25 protein-coding genes are annotated in these 22,979 nt (G+C 72.8%); 17 read left to right on the top strand and 8 right to left on the bottom strand.

Going from position 1 to position 22,979, the window contains the following annotated elements; translation table 11 throughout:
* Nucleotides 1–80: 80 nt before the first annotated feature.
* Nucleotides 81–635: a DUF5134 domain-containing protein gene (locus ACZ62B_RS02555; RefSeq protein WP_344562063.1), complete on the bottom strand. Its 555-nt coding sequence runs from the start codon at nucleotides 633–635 to the stop codon at nucleotides 81–83.
* Nucleotides 636–791: 156 nt separating this feature from the next.
* Here ACZ62B_RS02555 and ACZ62B_RS02550 point away from each other — a divergent pair, with 156 nt between their 5' ends.
* A complete protein-coding gene (locus ACZ62B_RS02550; RefSeq protein WP_468889934.1) occupies nucleotides 792–2,483 on the top strand; it encodes an FUSC family protein in 1,692 nt (563 codons plus the stop codon).
* Nucleotides 2,480–3,061 (top strand): MarR family winged helix-turn-helix transcriptional regulator, encoded by a 582-nt coding sequence (locus ACZ62B_RS02545; RefSeq protein ID WP_344562067.1) that lies wholly within the window; start codon nucleotides 2,480–2,482, stop codon nucleotides 3,059–3,061. Before ACZ62B_RS02550 ends, ACZ62B_RS02545 begins: the two co-directional genes overlap by 4 nt.
* Before the next feature lie 22 nt (nucleotides 3,062–3,083).
* Here ACZ62B_RS02545 and ACZ62B_RS02540 read toward each other — a convergent pair whose 3' ends face one another.
* Both ACZ62B_RS02540 and ACZ62B_RS02535 read right to left on the bottom strand, forming a co-directional pair.
* A complete protein-coding gene (locus ACZ62B_RS02540) occupies nucleotides 3,084–3,848 on the bottom strand; it encodes a VOC family protein (protein WP_469689162.1) in 765 nt (254 codons plus the stop codon).
* Between the two features lie 72 nt (nucleotides 3,849–3,920).
* Complete coding sequence (locus tag ACZ62B_RS02535; protein WP_344562071.1) at nucleotides 3,921–4,331, bottom strand: VOC family protein; 411 nt, start codon at nucleotides 4,329–4,331, stop codon at nucleotides 3,921–3,923.
* Between the two features lie 82 nt (nucleotides 4,332–4,413).
* On the opposite strand from ACZ62B_RS02535, the gene ACZ62B_RS02530 reads away from it, so the two are divergent.
* The gene (locus tag ACZ62B_RS02530; RefSeq protein WP_344562339.1) at nucleotides 4,414–4,956 is read left to right on the top strand and encodes a GNAT family N-acetyltransferase; all 543 of its coding nucleotides are present in this window, start codon (nucleotides 4,414–4,416) and stop codon (nucleotides 4,954–4,956) included.
* Between the two features lie 4 nt (nucleotides 4,957–4,960).
* On the opposite strand, the gene ACZ62B_RS02525 is transcribed toward ACZ62B_RS02530, so the two are convergent.
* Nucleotides 4,961–5,644 (bottom strand): glycerophosphodiester phosphodiesterase, encoded by a 684-nt coding sequence (locus ACZ62B_RS02525; RefSeq protein ID WP_344562073.1) that lies wholly within the window; start codon nucleotides 5,642–5,644, stop codon nucleotides 4,961–4,963.
* A 253-nt stretch (nucleotides 5,645–5,897) separates the two neighbouring features.
* Between ACZ62B_RS02525 and ACZ62B_RS02520 the strand changes: the two genes are divergently transcribed.
* The 4 genes from ACZ62B_RS02520 (at nucleotide 5,898) to ACZ62B_RS02505 (ending at nucleotide 9,816) form a co-directional block, all read left to right on the top strand.
* Nucleotides 5,898–7,295, top strand: a complete 1,398-nt coding sequence (locus ACZ62B_RS02520; protein ID WP_469689161.1) for a DUF6421 family protein — start codon at nucleotides 5,898–5,900, stop codon at nucleotides 7,293–7,295.
* A gap of 38 nt (nucleotides 7,296–7,333) precedes the next feature.
* Entirely contained in the window at nucleotides 7,334–8,080 is a 747-nt protein-coding gene (locus ACZ62B_RS02515) for an SDR family NAD(P)-dependent oxidoreductase (RefSeq protein ID WP_344562077.1), read from the top strand.
* Nucleotides 8,077–9,147, top strand: a complete 1,071-nt coding sequence (locus ACZ62B_RS02510; protein ID WP_468883210.1) for a threonine aldolase family protein — start codon at nucleotides 8,077–8,079, stop codon at nucleotides 9,145–9,147. Before ACZ62B_RS02515 ends, ACZ62B_RS02510 begins: the two co-directional genes overlap by 4 nt.
* 75 nt (nucleotides 9,148–9,222) lie before the next feature.
* The gene (locus ACZ62B_RS02505; protein ID WP_344562083.1) at nucleotides 9,223–9,816 is read left to right on the top strand and encodes a transglutaminase domain-containing protein; all 594 of its coding nucleotides are present in this window, start codon (nucleotides 9,223–9,225) and stop codon (nucleotides 9,814–9,816) included.
* A gap of 307 nt (nucleotides 9,817–10,123) precedes the next feature.
* Here the strand turns inward: ACZ62B_RS02505 and ACZ62B_RS02500 are convergent, their stop codons facing one another.
* Nucleotides 10,124–10,852 carry a lysophospholipid acyltransferase family protein gene (locus tag ACZ62B_RS02500; RefSeq protein WP_344562085.1) on the bottom strand — a complete coding sequence of 243 codons (729 nt, stop codon included), beginning with the start codon at nucleotides 10,850–10,852 and terminating at the stop codon, nucleotides 10,124–10,126.
* Between the two features lie 289 nt (nucleotides 10,853–11,141).
* Between ACZ62B_RS02500 and ACZ62B_RS02495 the strand changes: the two genes are divergently transcribed.
* The 7 genes from ACZ62B_RS02495 (at nucleotide 11,142) to ACZ62B_RS02465 (ending at nucleotide 16,494) form a co-directional block, all read left to right on the top strand.
* The gene (locus ACZ62B_RS02495) at nucleotides 11,142–11,447 is read left to right on the top strand and encodes a TlpA family protein disulfide reductase (protein WP_344562087.1); all 306 of its coding nucleotides are present in this window, start codon (nucleotides 11,142–11,144) and stop codon (nucleotides 11,445–11,447) included.
* A gap of 230 nt (nucleotides 11,448–11,677) precedes the next feature.
* The gene (locus ACZ62B_RS02490) at nucleotides 11,678–12,187 is read left to right on the top strand and encodes a flavin reductase family protein (protein WP_344562089.1); all 510 of its coding nucleotides are present in this window, start codon (nucleotides 11,678–11,680) and stop codon (nucleotides 12,185–12,187) included.
* 217 nt (nucleotides 12,188–12,404) lie between these two features.
* Complete coding sequence (locus ACZ62B_RS02485; RefSeq protein WP_344562091.1) at nucleotides 12,405–13,193, top strand: electron transfer flavoprotein subunit beta/FixA family protein; 789 nt, start codon at nucleotides 12,405–12,407, stop codon at nucleotides 13,191–13,193.
* A gap of 61 nt (nucleotides 13,194–13,254) precedes the next feature.
* On the top strand, nucleotides 13,255–14,217 hold the full coding sequence (locus ACZ62B_RS02480; protein WP_344562093.1) for an electron transfer flavoprotein subunit alpha/FixB family protein: 963 nt from the start codon (nucleotides 13,255–13,257) through the stop codon (nucleotides 14,215–14,217).
* 215 nt (nucleotides 14,218–14,432) lie between these two features.
* Nucleotides 14,433–15,704, top strand: a complete 1,272-nt coding sequence (locus tag ACZ62B_RS02475; RefSeq protein ID WP_469689160.1) for a DUF6986 family protein — start codon at nucleotides 14,433–14,435, stop codon at nucleotides 15,702–15,704.
* 74 nt (nucleotides 15,705–15,778) lie between these two features.
* The gene (locus ACZ62B_RS02470) at nucleotides 15,779–16,276 is read left to right on the top strand and encodes a DUF2975 domain-containing protein (protein WP_344562096.1); all 498 of its coding nucleotides are present in this window, start codon (nucleotides 15,779–15,781) and stop codon (nucleotides 16,274–16,276) included.
* The gene (locus ACZ62B_RS02465) at nucleotides 16,276–16,494 is read left to right on the top strand and encodes a helix-turn-helix domain-containing protein (protein ID WP_030865797.1); all 219 of its coding nucleotides are present in this window, start codon (nucleotides 16,276–16,278) and stop codon (nucleotides 16,492–16,494) included. The genes ACZ62B_RS02470 and ACZ62B_RS02465 overlap by 1 nt, the downstream gene beginning before the upstream one ends.
* A gap of 4 nt (nucleotides 16,495–16,498) precedes the next feature.
* On the opposite strand, the gene ACZ62B_RS02460 is transcribed toward ACZ62B_RS02465, so the two are convergent.
* Nucleotides 16,499–17,314 (bottom strand): hypothetical protein, encoded by an 816-nt coding sequence (locus ACZ62B_RS02460; RefSeq protein WP_344562097.1) that lies wholly within the window; start codon nucleotides 17,312–17,314, stop codon nucleotides 16,499–16,501.
* A 7-nt stretch (nucleotides 17,315–17,321) separates the two neighbouring features.
* Complete coding sequence (locus ACZ62B_RS02455; protein ID WP_344562099.1) at nucleotides 17,322–18,416, bottom strand: LacI family DNA-binding transcriptional regulator; 1,095 nt, start codon at nucleotides 18,414–18,416, stop codon at nucleotides 17,322–17,324.
* 197 nt (nucleotides 18,417–18,613) lie between these two features.
* Between ACZ62B_RS02455 and ACZ62B_RS02450 the strand changes: the two genes are divergently transcribed.
* The 3 genes from ACZ62B_RS02450 (at nucleotide 18,614) to ACZ62B_RS02440 (ending at nucleotide 21,217) form a co-directional block, all read left to right on the top strand.
* Nucleotides 18,614–19,567, top strand: a complete 954-nt coding sequence (locus tag ACZ62B_RS02450) for an ROK family protein (RefSeq protein WP_344562101.1) — start codon at nucleotides 18,614–18,616, stop codon at nucleotides 19,565–19,567.
* Between the two features lie 270 nt (nucleotides 19,568–19,837).
* Nucleotides 19,838–20,029: a hypothetical protein gene (locus ACZ62B_RS02445; protein WP_344562104.1), complete on the top strand. Its 192-nt coding sequence runs from the start codon at nucleotides 19,838–19,840 to the stop codon at nucleotides 20,027–20,029.
* 147 nt (nucleotides 20,030–20,176) lie between these two features.
* Nucleotides 20,177–21,217, top strand: coding sequence for an NUDIX hydrolase (locus ACZ62B_RS02440; protein WP_344562106.1), 1,041 nt, complete (start codon nucleotides 20,177–20,179; stop codon nucleotides 21,215–21,217).
* A 223-nt stretch (nucleotides 21,218–21,440) separates the two neighbouring features.
* On the opposite strand, the gene ACZ62B_RS02435 is transcribed toward ACZ62B_RS02440, so the two are convergent.
* Entirely contained in the window at nucleotides 21,441–22,802 is a 1,362-nt protein-coding gene (locus ACZ62B_RS02435; RefSeq protein WP_344562108.1) for a dipeptidase, read from the bottom strand.
* Nucleotides 22,803–22,979: the final 177 nt, after the last annotated feature.

Here is a 22,979-nt window from a genome sequence, read left to right as displayed (position 1 = left end):
ATGAGCGCGGGCCGCCCGAGGACATGGACGGACGCACCGAAGTGACGCAGGCAACGGCCGCCGCGCCGGGTGTCCCGCCCTCACATCGTCAGCAGCATCGCCACCATCGCGATCCCCATGGACAGCCGGCAGGCCCGCGCCAGCTCCGGCCGGTCGCCCCAGCCCGCGCCCCGGCCGCCCCCCGCCACGGCGGCCGCGGGCACCAGTCGTGCACCGGCGGCGAGCACGTACGCGACGAAGTAGAGCAGCAGGGCCCCGGTCAGCAGGGGTGTGCCCGATCCGCCGTGCCCGTGCCCGGGCCCCTGACCGGTGGAGGCGGCCATGGCCACCGCCATGTACACCATCGCCCCGGCGCCGATCAGATGGTGCAGGTGGCGTGCGCCGGCGCGGGCCGTCCACAGCGCGTGCAGCCCGGCCGCGCCGAACACCACCGCGTAGGCCGGCCAGGCCCACGCCGGCGGGGTGAACACCGCCGCGGGCACGGCCATCACGGCCATGCCGAAACCCATGAGCGCCTCGCCGCCCGCGGCGCGGCGCTGCTCCGCCACATGGCTGCGCATGCGCAGCAGACAGTAGGCGCCGGTCGCCGCGCAGAGCGCGACCAGCAGCCAGCCGGACGACACCGGTCCGTGCACCCGAACCTCCCCCTCGGCCCGCTCGACGGTCGGTCATGGCATGCCCGGTCCCGGCGACGGACACCCGAGCGCACGGGAGTGCGGGGGGAGCGCCCGGGGGCGCGGTGGGCCCACGCATATGCTTTACGAGTAAATTACCTGTTAACCTTGTTCTTCATGAGCAGTGCGACCCCCACCCCCACCCCCACCGCCCCGCAGGCAGCCCGGCGCCTCCCGCTCGCCGCCCCACTGCGCCTCGGGCGGCCCTCCGACATCTGGTTCAAGCCGGCCCTCAGCGTGGTCGCCGCGGTAGCACCGCCCAGCCTGCTCCTGGTGGCCCTCGGCCGGCTCGACCTCGCGATGTACACCATGGCGGGGTCCCTGTGCGCCCTCTACGCCCACAACCGCCCGTACGCCGCCCGGGCCAGGGTGCTGGCCTGGGTGGTGCTCGGCATGCTCGGCGGCCTCGCCGTGTCCCTGGTCGCCGCCTCCCTCACCCGGAACGCCGTGGTCCTGGTCACCGTCGGCGCCGTCCTGGCCGCCGCGCAGAAGGCGCTGTGCGACGCCACCCGCGTCGGCCCGCCCGGCCATGTGATCCTCACCTTCGTCAGCTCCGCCTCGCTGTTCGTGCCGCAGACCCTCGGACAGGTCCCCGGCCATCTCGCGCTCGCCGCCGCGGCCGGTGTCTGGGCCTATCTGGTGGGCATGGCGCCCGCGCCGCTCCGGCCGCACGGCCCCGAACGCCGCGCCACCGCCCAGGCGCTGAACGCCGCCGCCGCGTACGCCGGGACCGGTGGCACCGGCGACGGTCACACAGGGGCCCGCGCCGCCGCCTACGCCGCCGTACAGGCCGCCTGGCAGTCCCTGCTCTCCACCGGCAACCGGCCCTCCGCCACCCGCCGCGCCCTCGAACGGCTCGTCGTCCGCGCGGAGGTCGCGCTCGCCGCGCCCGCCGACGCCGACCCCGAACGCCTGCGCGCCTGGGCCCGCGCACTGCGCGGCACCGGCGCCGTCCCGCGCACCGACGACCCCCGCGCGGACGCCGGTGAACTCCTCGGGGTGGCCGCCGAGCGCGCCACCCCGCCACGCCCCCTGTGGACCAGGCTCGGCCCGCTCACCCCGATCGCCGTCCGCACCGCCCTCGGCTGCGCCCTCGCCGGCTACGCCTCCCTCGCCCTCGGCATCGGCCGCCCCTACTGGGCCCTGGTCACCGCCGCCTCGCTCTACCAGGCCAACATCACCCTCACCTGGAGCCGGACCGTCCAGCGCGTCGTCGGCAACCTCGCCGGCGTGCTGCTCTTCGCCGCCGTCGTCCCCGTCGCCCACCTCGGCCCGCTCGCCCTCGTGCTCTGCTGCCTGCTGTTCAACTTCGGCGCCGAGGCGCTCATCGGCCGCAACTACTGGCTCGGCACCGTCTGCGTGACCCCGCTCGCGCTGCTCGTCACCGAGTTCGCCGGCTACCAGCCGCCCGGCGACCTGATCACCGAGCGCGCGGTGGACACCCTCGTCGGCGCCCTGGTCGGCTTCGCCGCCGCCGTGGCCGTCACCAACCGGCGGGCGGGCGACCGCGTGGAGCGGGCGCTCACCACGGCCGACCGCGCACGCGAGCACGCCGCGCGCCTGCTGGCCGGGCCCCGGCCCGCCCTCGCCGCCCTGGACGCCGCCCGTCGCGACCTCGCCGCCGCCCTGGTCGACCTGCGGGCCACCGCCGACGCCGCGTCCGGCGAGTGGTGGCAGCGCGCACCGGCCCAGGAGCGGGTCGTGCTCGCCGAGCAGTCGGGACACCGTACGCTCGCGGCGACGGTACGACGCCAGGGACTGCTCCCGGACCCCGGCACGGGCACGAACACGGAGGACGCACGGCCATGACGGCGACCGAAGGACCAGCGGCGGCCGGCGGCGAGGGGCCGGAGACGGCCGACGGGGACGCGCCCGGCCGCTCGCGGGGCGACACCGTCGCCGCCGTCGTCCGGCAGTGGCGGGCCGTCCACCCCGGCCTCGACACCGGCCCCATGGAGGTCATCGGCCGCATCAACCGCTGCGCCGCCCTCCTCCAGCAGGCGGAGGACGCCCCGCTGCGCCGCGCCGGACTGACCCGCCCGGAGTTCGACCTGCTGGGCGCCCTGCGCCGCACCGGCCACGAGCTGACGCCGAGCGAGCTGGCCCGCGAGACCTTCTCCTCGGGCGCCGCCGTCACCAAACGCCTCAAGCAGCTCACCGAGCGCGGACTGGTGGAACGCCGCGGCGACGCCCGTGACCGCAGGGTCGCCCACGTCCGCCTCACCGACTCCGGACGCGACCTGGTCGACGGCATCCTGCCCGCGCAGCTCGCCTACGAGACCGCCGTACTGTCCGGTCTGGACGGCCCGGAGCTCGGCGAGCTCGCCGCCCTGCTCGGCGAGCTGCTCGGGCAGCTGGAAGGACGCCTGGACGCGCTGCGGGCGTGACGGCCGCGGGCCCGCCCCCCGCTCACCTCTCGTCCGCCGCCCGGTACACGCCGAACATCGCCCCCTGCGGGTCGCGGAGCACCGCGATGCGCGGACCCTCCGGTTGCGAGACGGGCTCCATCAGCACCGTGCCCTCCACCGTCGTGGTCGTCACCGCGGCGTCGTCCACGTCGTCCACGGCGAAGTACGGCAGCCAGTGCGCGGGCACCTCGTGCGGGAACTTGTCGTCCATCGTCACCATGCCGCCGAAGTCCGCGCCGCCGGCGCCCCACCGCGGGTACCGCCGGGAGGCGTCCACGCTCCAGCCGAACACGCCGGTGTAGAACGCCACGGCCTGCCGCGGCGCCCGCGTCATCAGTTCCACCCAGCCCAGGGAGCCGGGCACGTCGAACACACCGGCGCCCGGGAAGGCGTCCGCCTGCCAGAGCTGGAAGACGGCGCCGGTGGGGTCGACGGCCACCGCGGAACGGCCCGCGTCGAACACGTCCGTCGGGCCGAGCAGCGCCCGCCCGCCCGCCGCCTCCACCGCACGGAGGGCGGCGTCGACGTCGGCCACCGCGAACGACACGTTCCAGGCCACCGGCTGCGACTCCTGGTACAGCGGCGCCAGCGCGGCGACCGCCGCGTCACCGAGGTACGCGACCGTGTAGCCGCCCGACTCCTGACGCGGGTCCGTCTCGGGGCGCCAGCCGAACAACCGCGTGTAGAACCGTCGGGCGGACTCCGGATCGGTGGTCCCCAGCTCGGCCCAGCAGGGCCCGCCGGTCACCGGCGCGGACTGTTTCATGGCGTTCCCTTCCGTACCCTCGCCACGCTAAGCCCGCCTTCCGGGCCCGGCCATCCGGCGCGAGCGCGCCCCTCAGATGCCCGGCCGGTAGCGCAGCGGGTGCTCGGCCGGGACCTCGACCAGCACGATCGGGGTGCCGTCCGGGTCGGCGATCCACATCTCGAGCAGACCCCACGGCTCCAGCACCGGCGGACGGACGATGTCGACGCCCCCGGCCGCCAGTTCCTCGTGCGCGACCGCGATGTCCTCGACCTGGAGCCACAGCCGTACGTCCGGGGACGAGGACGAGGACGACGGCGAGGAGGATTCCGCGCGGCCCGAGAGCTCCAGGAACCCCCCGCCGAGGAAGTAGACGGTGCCGCGTTCCGGTCCGGTGCCGAACTCGCGGTGGACGGCGAGGCCCAGCCGCTCCCCGTAGAAGGCGCGGGAGCGGTCGGGGTCGGTGGGGCGGAGCAGGACGCGACTGCTCAGTACGTGCACCATGCGGCCGAGCGTAGTGGCCGGGTTAGTCTCGTTCCCGCCCGAGCCACGCCGGAAGGCGCCCAGGAGAACCGGAGACGTGCCCATGGAATCCGCCACCGACACCGCACTGACCTTCCGCGACGCGACCGACGCCGATGTGGACGCCCTCGTCGCGCTGATCCAGTCGGCGTACCGGGGCGAGTCCAGCAGGGCCGGGTGGACCACCGAGGCGGACATCCTCCAGGGGCAGCGGACCGACCCGGAGGGCGTGCTGGAGGTCATCAAGGCGCCGGACAGCAGGCTGCTCACGGTGGAGCGCGCCGGCCGCGTGGTCGCCTGCTGCCAGCTGGAACACCGCGGCGCGCACGCCTACTTCGGGATGTTCGCGGTCAGCCCCGCCCTCCAGGGCGCCGGACTCGGCAGGACGGTCATCGCGGAGGCGGAGCGCCAGGCCCGCGAGACCTGGGGCGCGAGCGAGATGCACATGACGGTGATCTCCGTGCGGGAGGACCTGATCGCCTGGTACGAGCGGCGCGGCTACCGCCGTACGGGACGGATGACGCCCTTCCCGTACGGCGACGAGCGCTTCGGCGTTCCGCAGCGGGACGACCTGGAGTTCGAGCTGCTGGTGAAGGAGCTGGTCTGACGGCTCACGCCGTGAAGCGGCCGGTGCGCTTGATCTCCGGGTAGTCGGTGGTGGCGCCGTCGAGTCCCAGGGCCCGTACCAGTCTGAGGTGGTCCTGGGTGTTCACCACCCAGCCGATGATCCGCAGCCCGGCCTTCCGCGCCTGTTCCACGGTCTCCAGCGTGAGTCTGCGGATGTTGAGGCAGACGGTCGAGGCACCGGCCCCGACCGCCCGGTCCACGATGTCCGTGCCGTAGCGGCTCGCGATGAGCGCCGTACGGACGCCGGGCACCAGGCGGGCGATCTCCGCGACCGCCTCGTCGTGGAACGAGGACACCTCGACCCGCTCGGCCAGTTCCCGTCCGTTCATCACCTCGGCCAGCGCACGGGCGGCCTGGACGTCCTTGATCTCGGCCTGGAGCGGTGCCCGGACGGCGTCGAGCACCTCCTCGAAGACGGGAATCCGCTCGCCCCGCCCGGCGTCCAGGGCGCGCAGCTCGGCGAGGGTCTTGTCGGCGATCGCGCCCGTGCCGTCCGTGGTGCGGTCCACCTCCGTGTCGTGCATGACGACGAGCGCGCCGTCCTTGCTCAGATGCAGGTCGAGTTCGATGACGTCGAGGCCCGCCTCCTGGGCGGCGGTGAAGGACCGGAGGGTGTTCTCGGGCTCGACACCCATGACTCCGCGGTGACCGATGGTGAGGAAGTTCAAGATCCGACTCGCTTCCGTCGACGGCGGCGGGGGGCCGCGTCCCTACGGCCCTCCTGGACCGTATCGCCTGTGCCCGCCGCGTCCAGAGGCTGAACCCGGATCGCAGACACCGCCGCCCACCCCGGTGTCCCACAGGAAAAAATGCGGTTAAGGCGGGGGTAGGGCAGGATAATTTCCCGAGACTCCCCTTGCTGGGAGAAACCCCGTATGTATACGGTCTTCTTACGCGAGGTTCTCCCGTGGAGGATGGGACATGACGGAAATTCTTGTGCAGGTGGGTGCCGAGGGACAGGTTCCTCCGGCGACCAGGGTGGTGGAGCACCCGGCATGGCCCGTGCTCAAGGATGCCGTGGAGCGGATCCGGCCCTGGCAGTCCAAGGACGGTTCGATCGACTTCGACGCCGACGGAGCCCCGGACCGCGCCGACGCCGAGCGCGCGGTGCGCGCCGTGACCGGTGCCGTCGAGGAGCTCTCCCCGCTGCTCCCGCACGACCGCGCCTACCACGAGGCCCTGGTCGAGGACCTGGGCCGCTGGGCCGAGGGCGGCTTCGAGGTGCCCGACTTCCTCGACTCGCTGCTGGCCTTCCAGCCGGCCGCGAGCCGCGCGGACGGCCTCCAGCACCTGGTCGTCTTCCCGATGTACACGCAGAACGGCAACCCCGACCGCAACCTCGAGGCGGTCGTGCTGCGCATGGTCTGGCCCGACTGGCTGGCCGAGCTGGAGCGCACCCGCTACGACAACCCGCTGTTCTGCGGCATCACCTTCGAGGACTTCACCGCGGGCTACGACACCAACTCCGCGGTCCTCTTCCCGGAGACCATCGCGGTGCGCGAGGCCCCCGAGCGGTTCACCTGGGGCGGCATCTTCTGCGACCGCGAGGCCGCGCGCTTCCGGCGTGTCACCGAGGCCGCGGTCGACGTCCTGGGCCTGGAGCTGCCCGAGGACGTCGCCGCGATGGTGCACGACCAGAAGCGCTGCGAAGAGGCCTTCGTGCTCTGGGACATGGTCCACGACCGCACCCACAGCCACGGCGACCTGCCGTTCGACCCGTTCATGATCAAGCAGCGCCAGCCGTTCTGGATGTACGGCCTGGAGGAGCTGCGCTGCGACCTCACCGCCTTCAAGGAGGCCGTGAAGCTGGCCGGCGACGGCGTCCCGCAGGCCCGTGACGTGCAGGTCGCGGTGCTCTTCGACCGGATGTTCCGCTTCCCCGTCACCGGCGCGCGCGTACGCAACTACGACGGCCTCGGCGGCCAGCTCCTCTTCGCCTACCTGCACAAGCACGACGTCGTCCGCTGGACCGACAACAAGCTCTCCATCGACTGGGAGCGCGCCCCGCGGGTCACCAACCAGCTGTGCGCCGAGATCGAGACGCTGTACCGCGACGGCATCGACCGCCCCAAGCTCGTCCACTGGTTCGCCGGGTACGAGCTGGTCTCCACCTACCTCTCCCCGCACCCGGGCTCCACGTGGGCCAAGGGCCCCGACGCCCTCGACCTGACGCAGCCGCCGCGCAAACTCGTCGATGACGTGCTTCCGGACGAGTTTCCGCTGAGCATGTTCTATGAGGCACTGTCCAAGAAGCTGAAGAACGTGATCGCCTCCACCAAGGGCATCACGGCGGACGGTGCCGAGCGGGTCGCCGCGTGAGCGATCGCGAGACCACAACTGCTCAGGAGGCGGGAATCATGGGGAACGGGGCGCTCGACGGTGCGGTGATCGCGGTGGCCGGAGCGGGGGGACCCGCGGGCCGGGCGGCACTGCTCAGGCTGGCCGAGGCGGGAGCGACCGTCGTCGGCTCGGACAACGACCCGGAGCGGCTGGCGGAGGCCGTGGACGCGGCGCGCTACGCGCACGGCGGCGCCACCGTCACCGGTGACACGGTCGACCTGCTCGACCTGGACTCCACCCGCGAGTGGGCCGCCCGCACCGAGAAGGAGTTCGGCCGGATCGACGGTCTGGTCCACCTCGTCGGCGGCTGGCGCGGCAGCGAGACCTTCACCAAGACGAGCCTGGACGACTGGGACTTCCTGGAGCTGCTGCTGGTGCGCACCGTGCAGCACACCACCCTCGCCTTCCACGAGGCGCTCCAGCGCAGCGACCGCGGCCGGTACGTCCTGATCAGCGCGGCCGGCGCGACCAAGCCCACCGCGGGCAACGCCGCCTACGCCGCCGCCAAGGCCGCCGCCGAGGCGTGGACGCTGGCCATGGGCGACTACTTCCGCAAGGCCGGGGGCGAGCAGGGGCCGACGTCGGCGGCTGCGATCCTGGTGGTGAAGGCGCTGGTGCACGACGCGATGCGCGCCGACCGCCCCAACGCGAAGTTCGCGGGCTTCACGGACGTCAAGGACCTCGCCGAGGCCATCGTCGGCGTCTGGGACAAGCCCGCCGCGGAAGTGAACGGAAACCGTCTGTGGCTGACCGAGAAGCCGTGAACCCACCGAGGACCGACGCGCGTCGTCATCACGACCCGGACGTCCGCGGTTTCGCCAGCGACAACTACGCCGGGGTCCACCCGGAGGTGCTCGCCGCCCTGGCCCTGGCCAACGGCGGGCACCAGGTCGCGTACGGCGAGGACGCCTACACCGAGAACCTCCAGCAGGTGATCCGCAGCCACTTCGGTCCTACGGCCGAGGCGTTCCCGGTGTTCAACGGCACCGGCGCCAACGTCGTCGCGCTCCAGGCGGTCACCGACCGCTGGGGCGCGGTGATCTGCGCCGAGAGCGCCCACATCAACGTGGACGAGGGCGGCGCCCCGGAGCGGGTCGGCGGCATCAAGCTGCTCACCGTGCCCACCCCGGACGGCAAGCTCACCCCCGAGCTGATCGACCGGCAGGCGTACGGCTGGGACGACGAGCACCGTGCCATGCCGCAGGTGGTCTCCATAGCCCAGACCACCGAGCTGGGCACGGTGTACACCCCGGACGAGATCCGCGCCATCTGCGAGCACGCCCACGCGCACGGCATGAAGGTGCACGTCGACGGCTCCCGGCTGGCCAACGCCGCCGCCACGCTGAACGTGCCGCTGCGCACCTTCACCAACGCGGTCGGCGTCGACCTGCTCTCGCTGGGCGGCACCAAGAACGGCGCCCTGTTCGGCGAGGCGGTCGTGGTGCTGAACCCGGACGGCATCCGGCACCTGAAGCACCTGCGCAAGCTGTCCATGCAGCTCGCGTCCAAGATGCGCTTCGTCTCGGTGCAGCTGGAGGCCCTGCTCGCCCGCGACCTGTGGCTGCGCAGCGCCCGGCACGCCAACGAGATGGCCCAGCGCCTGGCCGAGGGCGTGCGCGCCGTGCACGGCGTGGAGATCCTCTACCCGGTGCAGGCCAACGCGGTCTTCGCGCGGCTGCCGCACGACGTGAGCGAGCGCCTGCAGAAGCGGTTCCGCTTCTACTTCTGGGACGAGGCGGCCGGTGACGTCCGCTGGATGTGCGCCTTCGACACCACCGAGGACGACGTGGACATGTTCGTGGCCGCGCTCAAGGAGGAGATGGCCCGCTAGAGATGCATGCATAGATATGCGGTCGACCGGAAATGCATTGACTGCCGGTCGGTCGCGTACCTATGCTCTGGCGGCATGCAGCTGATCCAGGAAAACCCGGACCTCTCCGCCTATCTCGCCGCCGACGAGGCGATCGACCACCATCATCCGCTGGTACGCGAGACGGCGGAACGGCTCGCCGCCGGAGTGGCCGACTCGTATGAATATGCGCGGGTGGCCTTCGAGTTCGTGCGCGACACCATCCCGCACTCCCAGGACTCCGGCGATCTCCGGGTCACCTGGCGCGCCTCCGACGTCCTGGAGCAGGGCACCGGCATCTGCTACGCCAAGGCCCACGCGCTGGCCGCGCTGCTGCGGGCCGAGGACATCCCGACCGCGCTGTGCTATCAGAACCTCGGCGTCGTGCACGGCCTGGTCGCCGTGCGGTTCCGCGGTGCCTGGCACCGGCAGGACCCGCGGGGCAACAAGCCCGGGGTGGACGCGCGGTTCTCCCTGGACGGCGAGCGGCTGGCCTTCGATCCCGATCCGGCGTCCGGCGAGACCGACTACCCGGTCCTGTACGCCGCACCGCATCCGGTCGTACTGAACGCCCTGAGGTCCGCCCCGGACCGCCCCCACCTGTGGCGGACACTCCCCACCGCACTCGAAGACGAGAGCAGCCTGCCGTAGCCGCCGTAGCTGCGGGCAGTCGTGCCGCTGGGGCGGCACGGGTGGGCGGTGGGGGTACCTCCCGCTCGAGCGAAGCCGAGAGTGGGGGAGGCACCCGGCGAGCGCCGGTGAGTAAAGCTGCACCCGGCCGGCACCGGTCAGCGGTGCCGGTGCGGGGCGGGAGGAGGTCGCGCAGCCCGGCGCTGGCGGGGTGCCGTCGCGCCCACCCGTGCCGCCCTGCGGCACGACTGCCCGCGGAGGGGCGGGCGGGTGCGGCACGACTGCCCGCGGAGGGCGGAGGGCGGAGGGCGGAGAGCGGTGAGCGGTGTCAGTGGGCCTCGGCCTGGCGGACCTGTTCCGGGGTCGGGGCCGTGCCGCCGAGGTGGGCCGGCATCCACCAGGTGTCGTCCGGACCCTTGGGCCGCACAGGGTAGGCCCGCTGCGCCGCCTCCAGCAGCTCCTGCACACGCTCGCGCAGCTGCCGGGTGATCGCACCCGCGTACTTGTCCCTGGACGCCTCGATCGCCTCGCCCACGCGGATGGTGATCGGGGTGTGGCTGCGCCCGAAGTTGCGCGGGTGCCCCTTCGTCCACAGCCGCTGAGTGCCCCACACCGCCATCGGGACCAGCGGCACGCCGGCCTCCTGGGCCAGACGCGCGGCACCCGACTTGAAGCTCTTCAGCGTGAACGACTGCGAGATCGTCGCCTCCGGGAAGACGCCCACGATCTCCCCCGACCGCAGCGACCGCAGCGCGTGCTCGTACGCCGCCTCGCCCCGCTCGCGGTCCACCGGGATGTGCTTCATGCCGCGCATCAGCGGACCGGAGATCCGGTGCCGGAAGACCGACTCCTTCGCCATGAAACGGACGAGCCGCTTCTGGGGGAGTGCCGCCAGGCCGTTGAAGACGAAGTCCAGGTAGCTGATGTGATTGCTCACCAGCACGGCGCCGCCCGAGCGCGGTATGTTCTCCGACCCCTGGCAGTCGATCTTGAGGTCCCACGCCTTGAACAGAGTGCGGGCGAAACCGACGACGGGCCGGTAGACGAGTTCTGCCATGGGCGGGTTGGAACCCTTCCTTCTCTGCCTGGGAAGGAGGCTCCCAGTCGAAGTTACGCAGCCGTAGGTTTTACGGCTTGTCGCAGATGGTGCCCCAAGAACGGCCGGTGGACCAGTCCTGGTGCCCGTCGTCGGCGAGATTCTCGTCACGTCCACCCCTTGATCCACCTCGGACTTTGTGCGTGCGGCCGGGAATGCCCGCGCTCCCGGCGGCGCTGGACATCGTCGACGGGTGATCCGCGAGAGGAGTGCGCGAGTGCGGGACGGGGACGACGGAGGACGGCTCGGCATGCCGGAACCGTGGGCCGGGCAGGGAGTCGCACTGGGGGAGCGCGCCACCCTGGTGCAGTTCTCCAGCGCCTTCTGCGCCCCCTGCCGGGCGACCCGGAGGGTGCTCGCCGAGGTGGCCGCGCTGGTGCCGGGCGTGGCCCACGTGGAGATCGACGCCGAGTCCCGTCTGGACCTCGTACGCCGTCTGGAGATCGTGAAGACGCCGACGGTGCTGGTCCTCGACGCGGCCGGCCGGATCGTACGGCGGGCGACCGGACAGCCGCGCAAGGCCGATGTGATCGCCGCGCTCGGGGAGGCCGTGTGAGGGCCGGCCGGGCCGTGGTGAGGCATCTCCCACATCACGGGACCGACTTGACTGTGCATGCCACCCGTCGTCAGCCTGACCCCATGCCTTCGGAACTCCTCCGCTCCCGGCGGGTACCCGGCCGCCCGGCGGCCGCCGCCCGCGCCGCGCGTGTGCGCCGCGCGTGTGCGCCGACCGGGCCGGTGAGTGGCCGCGAACCCGTTCGTCACCTCCCGCGGAAGGACAGTTTCATGACGGCCACGTCCGGCCTGGGCACCGCCCGGCCCGCCTCGCCCGAGCTGTTGCGCTCCGTCTTCCGCAGGCACGCGGCGGGCGTCGCCGTGATCACCGCGCGCGGTCACCGCGGTCCGGTCGGCTTCACCGCCACCTCCCTCGCCTCCGTCTCCGCCGAGCCGCCGATGCTCTCCTTCGGCATCGGCACCGGGAGTTCGAGCTGGCCGGCGATCGCGACGGGCGGCCACGTCGGCGTGCACGTCCTCGGGGAGCACCAGCGGGAGCTGGCGGAGACCTTCGCGCGCAGCGGCGCCGACCGCTTCGGTCCGGCCACCGCCTGGCGGGAGGGGCCGAAGGGGGTTCCGGTGCTGGACGACGTCCCGGCCTGGATGGTGTGCGAGGTGGTGGCCCGGGTGCCCGCCGGTGACCACCGGATCGTGATCGCCGAGGTCCTGCTCGGTGACCCCACCGGTCACGGCCGTCCGCTCCTCTACCACCAGGGACGCTTCAACGGTCTGCGCGACTGAGGCGGGGTTCCCCTGGTCGCGGACCCGTCGAGTTCCGGTTACGCTGCGTTGCGAAGGTCACAGTTCAAAGCGCTTGCTTAGCGGGAAGGAACTGGGTGTACTGACGAGTAATATTTCGGTCGGAGCGCGGGCCGCCCTGACCGGGACCGCCCGCTTCAGGCGCCTATGCTGCCTGCAGGCAGGCAGCCAGAAATGACGATGCAGTAGGAGAGCCGGCGTGAGCTTGAGGATCGTTGTCACCGTGAAGTACGTGCCCGACGCCACTGGCGACCGGCACTTCGCCGATGACCTGACCGTCGACCGTGACGACGTGGACGGTCTGCTCTCCGAACTGGACGAGTACGCGGTCGAGCAGGCGCTGCAGATCTCGGAGAACTCCGACGACGACGTGGAGATCACCGTCCTGACGGTGGGCCCGGAGGACGCCAAGGACGCCCTGCGCAAGGCGCTGTCCATGGGCGCGGACAAGGCGATCCACGTCGAGGACGACGACCTGCACGGCACCGACGCCATCGGCACCTCCCTGGTCCTGGCCAAGGCCGTCGAGAAGGCCGGCTACGACCTGGTCATCTCCGGCATGGCCTCCACCGACGGCACCATGGGCGTCGTACCGGCGCTGCTGGCGGAGCGTCTGGGCGTGCCGCAGGTGACCCTGCTGTCCGAGGTGTCCGTCGAGGACGGCACGGTCAAGGGCCGCCGCGACGGCGACACCGCCTCCGAGCAGCTCGAGGCCTCCCTCCCGGCCGTCGTGTCGGTCACCGACCAGTCGGGTGAGGCGCGTTACCCGTCCTTCAAGGGCATCATGGCGGCCAAGAAGAAGCCGGTGGAGTCCTGGGACCTGTCCGACCTCGACATCGACGAGGACGAGGTCGGCCTGGAGGGCGCCTACACGGTCGTCGAGTCGGCGGCCGAGCGTCCGGCCCGCACCGCCGGCACGATCGTCAAGGACGAGGGCGAGGGCGGCAAGCAGCTCGCCGAGTTCCTCGCGAGCCAGAAGTTCGTCTGAGCTACGCGGCTCAACTCGCTTCCCGCCCCTCATACTTCGCAAGCAGGAGAGAAGAAGTCCCATGGCTGAAGTTCTCGTCTACGTCGACCACGTGGACGGTGCCGTCCGCAAGCCCACCCTGGAGCTGCTGACCCTGGCCCGCCGCATCGGCGAGCCCGTCGCCGTCGCGCTGGGCAGCGGTGCCGGTGACACCGCGGCCGTGCTCGCCGAGCACGGCGCGGTGAAGGTCCTCACGGATGAGGCGTCCGAGTACGCCGACTACCTGGTCGTGCCGAAGGTCGACGCGCTCCAGGCCGCCGTCGAGGCCGTCTCCCCGGCCGCCGTCCTGGTCTCCTCCTCCGCCGAGGGCAAGGAGATCGCCGCCCGCCTGGCGCTGCGTCTGGGCTCCGGCATCATCACCGACGCCGTCGACCTGGAGGCCGGCGACGAGGGTCCGGTGGCCACCCAGTCGGTGTTCGCCGCCGGCTACACCACCAAGTCCCGTGTCTCCAAGGGCACCCCGGTCATCACGGTCAAGCCGAACTCGGCCGCCGTGGAGGCCGCCCCGGCCGCGGGCGGCGTCGAGGCCCTGAGCGTGTCCTTCTCCGCGCAGGCGACCGGCACCAAGGTCACCGGCCGCACGCCGCGCGAGTCGACGGGCCGCCCGGAGCTGACCGAGGCCGCGATCGTGGTCTCCGGTGGCCGCGGTGTCAACGGCGCGGAGAACTTCGCGATCATCGAGGCGCTCGCCGACTCGCTCGGCGCGGCCGTCGGCGCCTCGCGCGCCGCCGTCGACGCCGGCTGGTACCCGCACACCAACCAGGTCGGCCAGACCGGCAAGTCGGTCTCGCCGCAGCTCTACATCGCCTCCGGCATCTCCGGTGCGATCCAGCACCGCGCCGGCATGCAGACCTCGAAGACCATCGTGGCCATCAACAAGGACGCCGAGGCCCCGATCTTCGACCTGGTCGACTACGGCGTCGTCGGCGACCTGTTCGACGTCGTGCCCCAGCTCACCGAGGAGATCAAGACCCGCAAGGGCTGATCACCCCGAGCCGTACGAGGCCCCCGCGACCGCTCCGGTCGCGGGGGCCTCGGCGCGTCACGGGGCGTCGTGGAGGAGCGCCGGGGACGGGCGCGAGCATGGAGGGAGGAGGAGTGGACCGGGGCGCAGGATGGTGTTGACCGGGGGAAGCGGGCCCGATAACTTCATTCAACGGATTGTTGATTCCGTATCGCGGAAATTCGGGAGGGTGTGGGATGGGCCAGGGTCAGCAGGAGCGGGTGGCGACGAGTCTCGCGGGTGCCGTCACCGAGGAGATCGGCGCCTCCCTCGCACCGGTCGACGCCGAACTGGAGCGCCGCTACCCCGGAGACCCCGGCACCCGCCAGCCCGTCCACACCGTCTACGTCCCCGGCGACGCCTTCGCCGCCGACACCCTCCGCGCCTGGGGCGACCGGGCCCTCGCCGCGCTCGACGAACACGCCCCGGACGCCGCCTCCTTCGCCGCCGTCCTCGGACTGGACGGCGCACTGGCCGAGGACGTGTACGGCCGCGTCCGCGCCAAACTGGAACGCGAACCGGTCGAGGACCTGCGCGTCGACTTCGAGGACGGCTACGGCAGGCGTTCCGACGCCGAGGAGGACGAGACCGCGGCCCGCGCGGCCCGGCTGATCGCCGAGGCGTACGGCGACGGCACCGCGGCCCCGTACATGGGCATCCGCGTGAAGTGCATGGAGGCCGCCGTCCGCGACCGGGGCATCCGCACCCTCGACGTCTTCCTCACCGGCCTCATGGAGGCCGGCGGCCTGCCGGACGGACTGGTCCTGACCCTGCCCAAGGTCACATACCCCGAGCAGGTCACCGCCATGGCGCGCCTCCTCGACGCCTTCGAGGAGGCGCGCGGCCTCGAACCCGGCCGGATCGGCTTCGAGATCCAGATCGAGACCAGTCAGTCCATCCTCGCCACCGACGGCACCGCCACCGTCGCCCGCATGATCCAGGCCGCCCGGGGCCGCGCCACCGGGCTGCACTACGGCACCTTCGACTACAGCGCCTGCCTCGGCGTCTCCGCCGCGCACCAGGCGAGCGACCACCCGGCCGCCGACCACGCCAAGGCCGTCATGCAGGTCGCCGCCGCTGGCACCGGCGTACGCCTCTCGGACGGCTCCACCAACGTGCTGCCCGTCGGCCCCACGGAGCAGGTCCACGACGCCTGGCGGCTGCACTACGGCCTCACCCGCCGCGCCCTCGCCCGCGCCTACTACCAGGGCTGGGACATGCACCCCGGTCACCTCCCCACCCGCTACGCGGCCGTCTTCGCCTTCTACCGCGAGGGCTTCGCGCAGGCCGCCGCCCGTCTCGCCCGGTACGCCGACCGGGCCGGCGGCGACGTCATGGACGAGCCCGCCACCGCCAAGGCCCTCGCCGGGTACCTGCTGCGCGGCCTGGACTGCGGCGCCCTGGACGCCGCCGAGGTGGCACGCCCGACCTCGCTGTCCCGCGCCGACCTGGAGGGTTTCGCGCGGTAGACCGGGGCGCACCCGCTTGCCCAACCTATCGAATTTCGATAATTTTCCATCGTGATTCGGTTCAAGGAGGGGCGATGGGACGGCTGACCGTGCTCGCGCTGCGCACCGTGATGGTGGCGCTGCTGGCGGGTTCCCTGGGGATTCAGGCGGTGATGGTGCCGCTGATGGCGAACGACCTCGAAGGGCTGGACGCGGAGTACTCGCACCTGCGCGTCCCGTTCCTCCTCGTCGTGGTCCTCGGTGTGGTGACGGCCCAGGTCGTCCTGGTCTGCGTCTGGCGGCTGGTGACGATGGCGCGGCGCGGCACCGTCTTCTCCCACGCCGCCTTCCGCTACGTGCACACCGTCATCGGCGCCTTCGTCGCCGCCGCGCTGCTGGTGTTCGCGCTCGGAGCGCTCCTCGCGCCCGGCGAGGCCGTGGCCCCGGGCATCGTGGCACTGCTGGGCGGGGCCGGTCTGGCGATCCTGGGCATCGCCCTGGTCGTACTCGTCCTGCGGATGCTGCTGGCGCAGGCCGTCGCGCGCGACGTCGAGGCGTCGCGGATGCGGGCCGAACTGGCCGAGGTGATCTGATGCCGATCGCCGTCGACATCGACGTGATGCTGGCCAAGCGGAAGATGTCCGTGGGCGAACTCGCCGAACGCGTCGGCATCACACCGGCCAATCTGGCGGTGCTCAAGAACGGCCGCGCCAAGGCGGTGCGCTTCACGACCCTCGCCGCGCTCTGCGACGTGCTCGAGTGCCAGCCGGGCGACCTGCTGCGCTGGGAGCCCGACGACACCCGGCCCTGACCCGTCACCCACGCCCCTGCCTCGGCAGCGGCGCCGACGACGCGCCCGTACCAGGACGTCCGTACCGCTCGGACCCCACGTACCGCTCCAGGCCGCAGACCGTCACCAGCTTCTCCTCGGCGAACAGCCGGGTGCCCCGCGCGCACAGCCGGAGGTCGGCGCGGGCCCGCGCGCAGAACTCCTCGGGGGAGACGCCGAACAGCTCCCGCAGTCCGGGCACGTTCACGAGCAGATCGGCGAGCAGCGCCCGCTGGCCCGGATGGCCGCGCGGGACGCCGGTGCCGTCGTGCAGCACGCCGTGGCGGTTCACGTACGCGTACGCGCCGGGGAGCGTGGAGCCGTCGGCGAGTTCGACGCGCACATCGGGGGCGGGCAGCCAGGCGCGGTGGAAGTTGCCGTCCGGCCGCGGTACGCCCTCGCTCGCGTCGATCACCGCGAGCTGCCGGGCGTCGAGCCAGAGGACGAACAGCTCCCGCACCGTTTCCGGGGCGCGGACCGGCGAGTTGGACACATAACCCATACGGCTGACGTGCGCCGAGACGCCGATGTCGACGCCCGTCACCCGCGTCCGCACCATCGGCACCGGTGTGATGATCCCGGACTCGGCCATCTTGTGCCGCAGCTGACCGGGACAGGCGTTGGAACCGACCGCGAGCACGGGCACGCGGTCCTCGTACACCAGGCGGTCCAGCGGCAGCAGCCGGTCCCCGTTCAGCAGCCCCGAGTCCCGCGGCCACGCGCCCGGGTACAGCAGCGGGTGCTCGCGCGGCGCCTTCTCCAGGCCCAGCGCCCGCAGGGTGCGGTCCTCCTCCGGCGGCACCGCCCGCTCAGTCCGCCGGGGGCAGCTCGCCGGAGCCGCGGGTGATCAGCCGGGTGGGGAGCTCGATGCGCTCCGGGGCGAGCAGGGTGCCGTCCAGCTGGCGGAACAGCCGCTCGGCCGCGGTCCGGCCGAGGGCCGCCGCGTCCTGGGCGACGACCGTGACGCCGGGCTGGAGCAGATCGGCGAGCTCGATGTCGTCGAAGCCGACCAGGGCGACCCGGCGGGCGTGCCCGGCCAGTACCCGGATCACGGTGACCGTCACCCGGTTGTTGCCCGTGAAGATCGCGGTGACCGGGTCCGGTCCCGAGAGCATCTCCTCGGCCGCCCGGCGCACCCGCTCCGGGTCGGTGACGCCCAGCGACATCCAGGAGTCCGCCACCGTTATCCCCGCGTCCTCCATGGCGGTCCGGTAGCCGCGCAGCCGCTCGGCCGCGGTGTGGATGCGGGGCATGTCGCCGATGAAGCCGATCCTGCGGTGACCGTGCGCGATCAGGTGGCTCACGCCGTCGTGGGCACCGCCGTAGTTGTCCGACACGACGACGTCCGCGTCGATGTGCCCGGCCGGACGGTCCACGAAGACGGTGGCGACGCCCGCCTTGATCTCCGGCTCCAGGTAGCGGTGGTCGTCGCCGGCCGGGATCACCACCAGACCGTCCACCCGTCGGGCGCACAGCGCCAGCACCAGTTCCTGCTCGCGGTCGGCGTCCTCCGCGCTGGATCCGTTGATCAGCAGGGCGCCGTGCGCGCGGGCCACCTCCTCGACCGCCCGGCTCAGCGGCCCGTAGAACGGGTCCGCGAGATCCTCCAGGACCAGACCGATGCTGGCGGTGCGGCCCTTGCGCAGCACGCGGGCACTGTCGTTGCGGCGGAAGCCGAGCGCGTCGATCGCCTCCTGGACGCGGCGCTCCGTCTCCGGCGTGACACCGGGCTCGCCGTTGACCACGCGGGAGACCGTCTTGAGCCCGACCCCGGCACGCGCGGCCACGTCCTTCATCGTCGGACGGTTGCCGTAACGGGTCCCTGGGATGCGGTCGGTGCGGCGGGTCGTCTCCGGCACGGTGCGGTGTCCTGTCCTGTCGGCCACGGGGATGCGTAGGTCCATGGGCTTGTATGAGGATGTGGCGTCGAGCATAGAGCCTGGACAACGTTGTCAGGCTCGGGGGACACTGTCCGACGCACACTCCGGCCCGCACCTCGCCGCGCGATCGGGCCGTTGTTCGTACTCCATGTGTTGCCTCGTGGTCGCACATGGTCGTTCTCGGCGATTTTCTGATGTTCCAACGGGGAGATCCGACACTGATGCACACCGACCTCGTGGCCGCGCTCGACATCGGCGGCACCAAGATCGCCGGCGCGCTGGTGGACGGCCAGGGCCGGATCCTGGTCCGCGCCCAGCGGCCGACGCCCGCGCAGGAGAACGGCGAGACCGTGATGCGGGCGGTCGAGGCGGTGCTCGGTGAGCTCATCGCGTCCCCGCTGTGGCACCGCGCCGGCGCGGTGGGCATCGGCAGCGCGGGCCCCGTGGACGCCTCTGCCGGCACGGTGAGCCCGGTCAACGTGCCCGGCTGGCGCGACTACCCGCTCGTCGCCCGGGTCCGGGACGCGGCCGGGGGCCTGCCCGTGGAGCTGATCGGCGACGGGGTGGCGATCACGGCCGCCGAGCACTGGCAGGGCGCCGCCCGCGGCCACGACAACGCACTGTGCATGGTCGTCTCGACCGGGGTCGGCGGCGGCCTGGTGCTCGGCGGCCGGCTGCACCCCGGGCCCACCGGCAACGCCGGCCACATCGGTCACATCAGCGTGGACCTCGACGGCGACCTGTGCCCGTGCGGTTCGCGCGGCTGTGTGGAGCGCATCGCGAGCGGCCCCAACATCGCCCGCCGCGCCCTGGACAACGGCTGGCGTCCCGGCCCGGACGGCGACACCTCCGCCGCCGCGGTGGCCACCGCCGCCCGGTCCGGGGACCCGGTGGCCGTGGCGTCCTTCGAACGGGCGGCCAGGGCGCTGGCCGCCGGGATCGCGGCCACCGCGACACTCGTCGAGATCGACATCGCCGTGATCGGCGGGGGCGTGGGCAAGGCGGGCGAGGTCCTCTTCGCCCCCCTCCGCAGGGCCCTCACCGAGTACGCCACCCTGTCCTTCGTCCAGCGCCTCGCCGTGACCCCGGCCCGCATGGGCACGGACGCGGGCCTGGTGGGCGCGGCGGCGGCAGCGCTGGCGGGCAGGACGGACACGGCGGTGGCGGGGGTCTGAGGGCCGGGTCCGGGGGGCCGGGCCGGGAGCGGGCGTCCGGCATCGGTGGTCCGGGTGCCGGAGTCGTGGGCGGCGCGCGGGACGCGGGGCCTTCCGGGCCGGGCGCGGGCGTCGTGACGTCCGGCCGTCGGTGTCTGCCGCTCACGGCCGGTCGCCGACCGGCCGGGGCTTCTCGCGGCGCGGCCCGTCGTGCGCGACGCCGTGACGGCCGCCGGGCGGTACCGGGAACACGTGCGTGACCCCGAGGCCGTTCCGGCCGTTGTGGCGGGTATGAAGAAGCGCAGCATGCTGGCCATCGCCTCCCTCGCCACCGGTTTCGTCGTCGCGGCCGTCACCCCGTCGCACGCGCTCGCCGACGGTGTCGCCCCGTTCGGCGTCGACGACACCCTCAGCACCCTCGACCGGGCCGTCGCCGAGGGCAACACCCTGGACCTGGACGTCGACCGGGGTGACAAGGACTGACGAGCCCCACGGCGCGGCCGTACGGCGCCGGTGCCCCCTGGAAGACAGGGGGCACCGGCGCCGTTCTCGTGCGTTCTCTCCCGGATCTGGTTTCCGTGGCAGGGTGGAGCGGGCAAGCCACAGGGGGCCAACAGAAGAGGGGGAAACGTGATCGTCTGGGTCAACGGCACGTTCGGTGCGGGAAAGACCACCACCGCGCGCGAACTGATCGAGCTGATCCCGAACAGCACGCTCTTCGACCCCGAGGTCATCGGCGGAGCACTGGAGCGACTGCTCCCGCCCAAACGCCTCGCCGAGGTCGGCGACTTCCAGGACCTCCCGATCTGGCGACGACTCGTGATCGACACGGCGGCCGCGATGCTCGCCGAGCTCGGCGGGACCCTCGTGGTCCCCATGACCCTGCTGCGCCAGGAGTACCGCGACGAGATCTTCGGCGGGCTCGCCGCCCGGCGCATACCGGTGAGGCATGTCCTCCTCACCCCGGCGGAAACGATCCTGCGCGAGCGCATAGCCGCCCGCGAGGTCCCGGCGGACCTCCCCGACGGCGAGATGCGCGTCCGGCAATGGTCGTACGACCACATCGAACCGTACAAGGCGGCCCTCGCCGCCTGGCTCACCGCCGACGCCTACCCGGTCGACAGCGGAACCCTCAGCCCCTACGAGACCGCCCTGCGGATAGCCGAGGCGGTCGGCAGCGGGGAGGCGCCGGCCTGCGACATCGTGCAGACGCCCGAACCCACCGCCGAGACGGTCGCCGCCGGTGTGCTGCTCTTCGACGAGCAGGACCGGGTCCTGCTCGTCGACCCGACCTACAAGCCGGGCTGGGAGTTCCCGGGCGGGGTCGTGGAACGCGGCGAGGCCCCCGCGCGTGCGGGCATGCGCGAGGTCGCCGAGGAGACCGGGATCCGCCTCGACGACGTACCGGCGCTCCTCGTCGTCGACTGGGAGCCGCCCGCGCCGCCCGGATTCGGCGGCCTGCGGCTGCTCTTCGACGGCGGCCGTCTCGACTCCGCGGCTGCCGGAAGCCTCCTGCTGCCCGGCCCGGAACTGCGCGGCTGGCGCTTCGCCTCCGAGGCCGAGGCCGCCGATCTGCTGCCCCCGGTCCGCTACGAACGGCTGCGGCGGGCCCTGCGGGCACGGGAACGCGGCAAGGCGATGTACCTGGAGGCCGGAGTGCCGGTCGGCTGAGCCCGGACCGGCGGACGCCTCTCACCGGCCCGCCGCCGGCCGGGGCCGGGCACGCCCGGCGGTACGGTGCCGTCGACGGGCGGGGTGCCCGAGGCGGACGGTCCGGACTCCTCCTTCGGGAGGGTCCGGACGCTCGGCCACGTCAGGGAGTTGTCCGTCCCGGGCGGGGCCCCACCCGTGGTCCGTCGCCCCGCCCGCGGGCGGGGCGACGGACCACCGGCGATCAGCTCGCGCCGGACGCGTAGTTGCGCAGGAACAGCGCTTCCGTGACCGACAGCCGCTCGAGTTCGTCGGGGGACACGCTCTCGTTCACCGCGTGGATCTGCGCCTCCGGCTCGCTCAGGCCGATGAGCAGGATCTCCGCCTTCGGGTAGAGGGCGGCGAGGGTGTTGCACAGCGGGATCGAGCCGCCCTGGCCGGCGTACTGCATCTCCTGCCCCGGGTACGCCACCGCCATCGCGTCGGCCATGGCCCGGTAGGCCGGGCTGGTGGTGTCCGCGCGGAACGCCTGCCCCTGGCCGATCTGTTCGGTGCTCACCCGAGCACCCCACGGCGTGTGCGTCTCCACGTGCGCCCGGAGGAGCTTCGTCGCCTCGGCCGCGTCGACGCCCGGCGGCACCCGCAGGCTGATCAGCGCGCGGGCGCTCGCCTGCACCGACGGCGTGGCGCCGACCACCGGCGGGCAGTCGATGCCGAGCACGGTCACCGCCGGGCGCGCCCAGATGCGGTCGGCGACCGTGCCGGAACCGATCAGCTCCACACCGTCCAGCACCTTGGCGTCCTTGCGGAACTGCTCGTCGTCGTACTGCAGTCCGTCCCACGCCTCGTCGCCGGCCAGCCCGTCGACGGTCGTGCTGCCGTCCTCGGCGCGCAGCGAGTCCAGTACGCGCACGAGCGCGGCCAGCGCGTCGGGCGCGGCCCCGCCGAACTGGCCGGAGTGCAGGTTGCCCGCCAGGGTGTCGACCTGCACCCGGACGAGGGTCATGCCGCGCAGGGTGGAGGTGACCGTCGGCAGACCGGCGCGGAAGTTGCCCGCGTCGCCGATCACGATCGTGTCGGCCGTCAGCAGGTCGGGGTGGTCCTCGGCGTACCGCTCCAGGCCGCCGGTGCCCTGCTCCTCCGAACCCTCGGCGATCACCTTGACGTGCACGGGGACGCCGCCGTTCGCCTTCAGTGCCCGCAGCGCCAGCAGGTGCATGATGACGCCGCCCTTGCAGTCGGCGGCCCCGCGCCCGTACCAGCGGCCGTCGCGCTCGGTCAGCTCGAAGGGCGGGGTGGCCCAGCCGGCCTCGTCCAGCGGCGGCTGCACGTCGTAGTGCGCGTACAGCAGCACGGTCCTGGCGCCCTCCGGGCCCGGCAGGTAGCCGTACACCGACTGCGTGCCGTCCGGGGTGTCGAGCAGCGCCACGTCCTGGAAGCCCTCGGCGGTGAGCGCGTCGGCGATCCAGCGCGCGGCGCCCTCGCTCTCCTCGCGCGGGAACTGGCCGAAGTCCGCCACCGACTTGAAGGCCACCAGCTCGGTGAGCTCCTCCTTCGCCCTGGGCATCAGCGAGGCGACGGTCGCGGCGACCGGATTCGACGACATGGGCACGCTCCTTGTGGGTGCGACGTTGTACTTCTGCGAGCTTCTGCGTACTACTTCGTACGAGATGATCGTGCGGTGTGCGTGAGGGCCCGTGTACGGGGCACTTACGCCGCCGATCCTCCCACAGTGGCCCGAGGTGATCGCCGCCGTAGGATGCGGGAGGACATCAGCGGCAGG

This window comes from Streptomyces sp. NPDC053426 (genome assembly GCF_055585405.1).
This window is presented reverse-complemented; position numbering and strand designations above follow the sequence as displayed.

Excerpts from the sequence above, each read along its gene's own strand:
- ACZ62B_RS02545 (WP_344562067.1), top strand. The coding sequence starts at position 2,480 with ATGACGGCGACCGAAGGACCAGCGGCGGCCGGCGGCGAGGGGCCGGAG.
- ACZ62B_RS02505 (WP_344562083.1), top strand. The coding sequence starts at position 9,223 with ATGCAGCTGATCCAGGAAAACCCGGACCTCTCCGCCTATCTCGCCGCC.
- ACZ62B_RS02480 (WP_344562093.1), top strand. The coding sequence starts at position 13,255 with ATGGCTGAAGTTCTCGTCTACGTCGACCACGTGGACGGTGCCGTCCGC.
- ACZ62B_RS02535 (WP_344562071.1), bottom strand. The coding sequence starts at position 4,331 with ATGGTGCACGTACTGAGCAGTCGCGTCCTGCTCCGCCCCACCGACCCC.
- ACZ62B_RS02470 (WP_344562096.1), top strand. The coding sequence starts at position 15,779 with ATGGGACGGCTGACCGTGCTCGCGCTGCGCACCGTGATGGTGGCGCTG.
- ACZ62B_RS02465 (WP_030865797.1), top strand. The coding sequence starts at position 16,276 with ATGCCGATCGCCGTCGACATCGACGTGATGCTGGCCAAGCGGAAGATG.
- ACZ62B_RS02475 (WP_469689160.1), top strand. The coding sequence starts at position 14,433 with ATGGGCCAGGGTCAGCAGGAGCGGGTGGCGACGAGTCTCGCGGGTGCC.
- ACZ62B_RS02455 (WP_344562099.1), bottom strand. The coding sequence starts at position 18,416 with ATGGACCTACGCATCCCCGTGGCCGACAGGACAGGACACCGCACCGTG.
- ACZ62B_RS02435 (WP_344562108.1), bottom strand. The coding sequence starts at position 22,802 with ATGTCGTCGAATCCGGTCGCCGCGACCGTCGCCTCGCTGATGCCCAGG.
- ACZ62B_RS02490 (WP_344562089.1), top strand. The coding sequence starts at position 11,678 with ATGACGGCCACGTCCGGCCTGGGCACCGCCCGGCCCGCCTCGCCCGAG.
- ACZ62B_RS02445 (WP_344562104.1), top strand. The coding sequence starts at position 19,838 with ATGAAGAAGCGCAGCATGCTGGCCATCGCCTCCCTCGCCACCGGTTTC.
- ACZ62B_RS02520 (WP_469689161.1), top strand. The coding sequence starts at position 5,898 with ATGACGGAAATTCTTGTGCAGGTGGGTGCCGAGGGACAGGTTCCTCCG.
- ACZ62B_RS02530 (WP_344562339.1), top strand. The coding sequence starts at position 4,414 with ATGGAATCCGCCACCGACACCGCACTGACCTTCCGCGACGCGACCGAC.
- ACZ62B_RS02515 (WP_344562077.1), top strand. The coding sequence starts at position 7,334 with ATGGGGAACGGGGCGCTCGACGGTGCGGTGATCGCGGTGGCCGGAGCG.
- ACZ62B_RS02500 (WP_344562085.1), bottom strand. The coding sequence starts at position 10,852 with ATGGCAGAACTCGTCTACCGGCCCGTCGTCGGTTTCGCCCGCACTCTG.
- ACZ62B_RS02540 (WP_469689162.1), bottom strand. The coding sequence starts at position 3,848 with ATGAAACAGTCCGCGCCGGTGACCGGCGGGCCCTGCTGGGCCGAGCTG.
- ACZ62B_RS02550 (WP_468889934.1), top strand. The coding sequence starts at position 792 with ATGAGCAGTGCGACCCCCACCCCCACCCCCACCGCCCCGCAGGCAGCC.
- ACZ62B_RS02450 (WP_344562101.1), top strand. The coding sequence starts at position 18,614 with ATGCACACCGACCTCGTGGCCGCGCTCGACATCGGCGGCACCAAGATC.
- ACZ62B_RS02495 (WP_344562087.1), top strand. The coding sequence starts at position 11,142 with ATGCCGGAACCGTGGGCCGGGCAGGGAGTCGCACTGGGGGAGCGCGCC.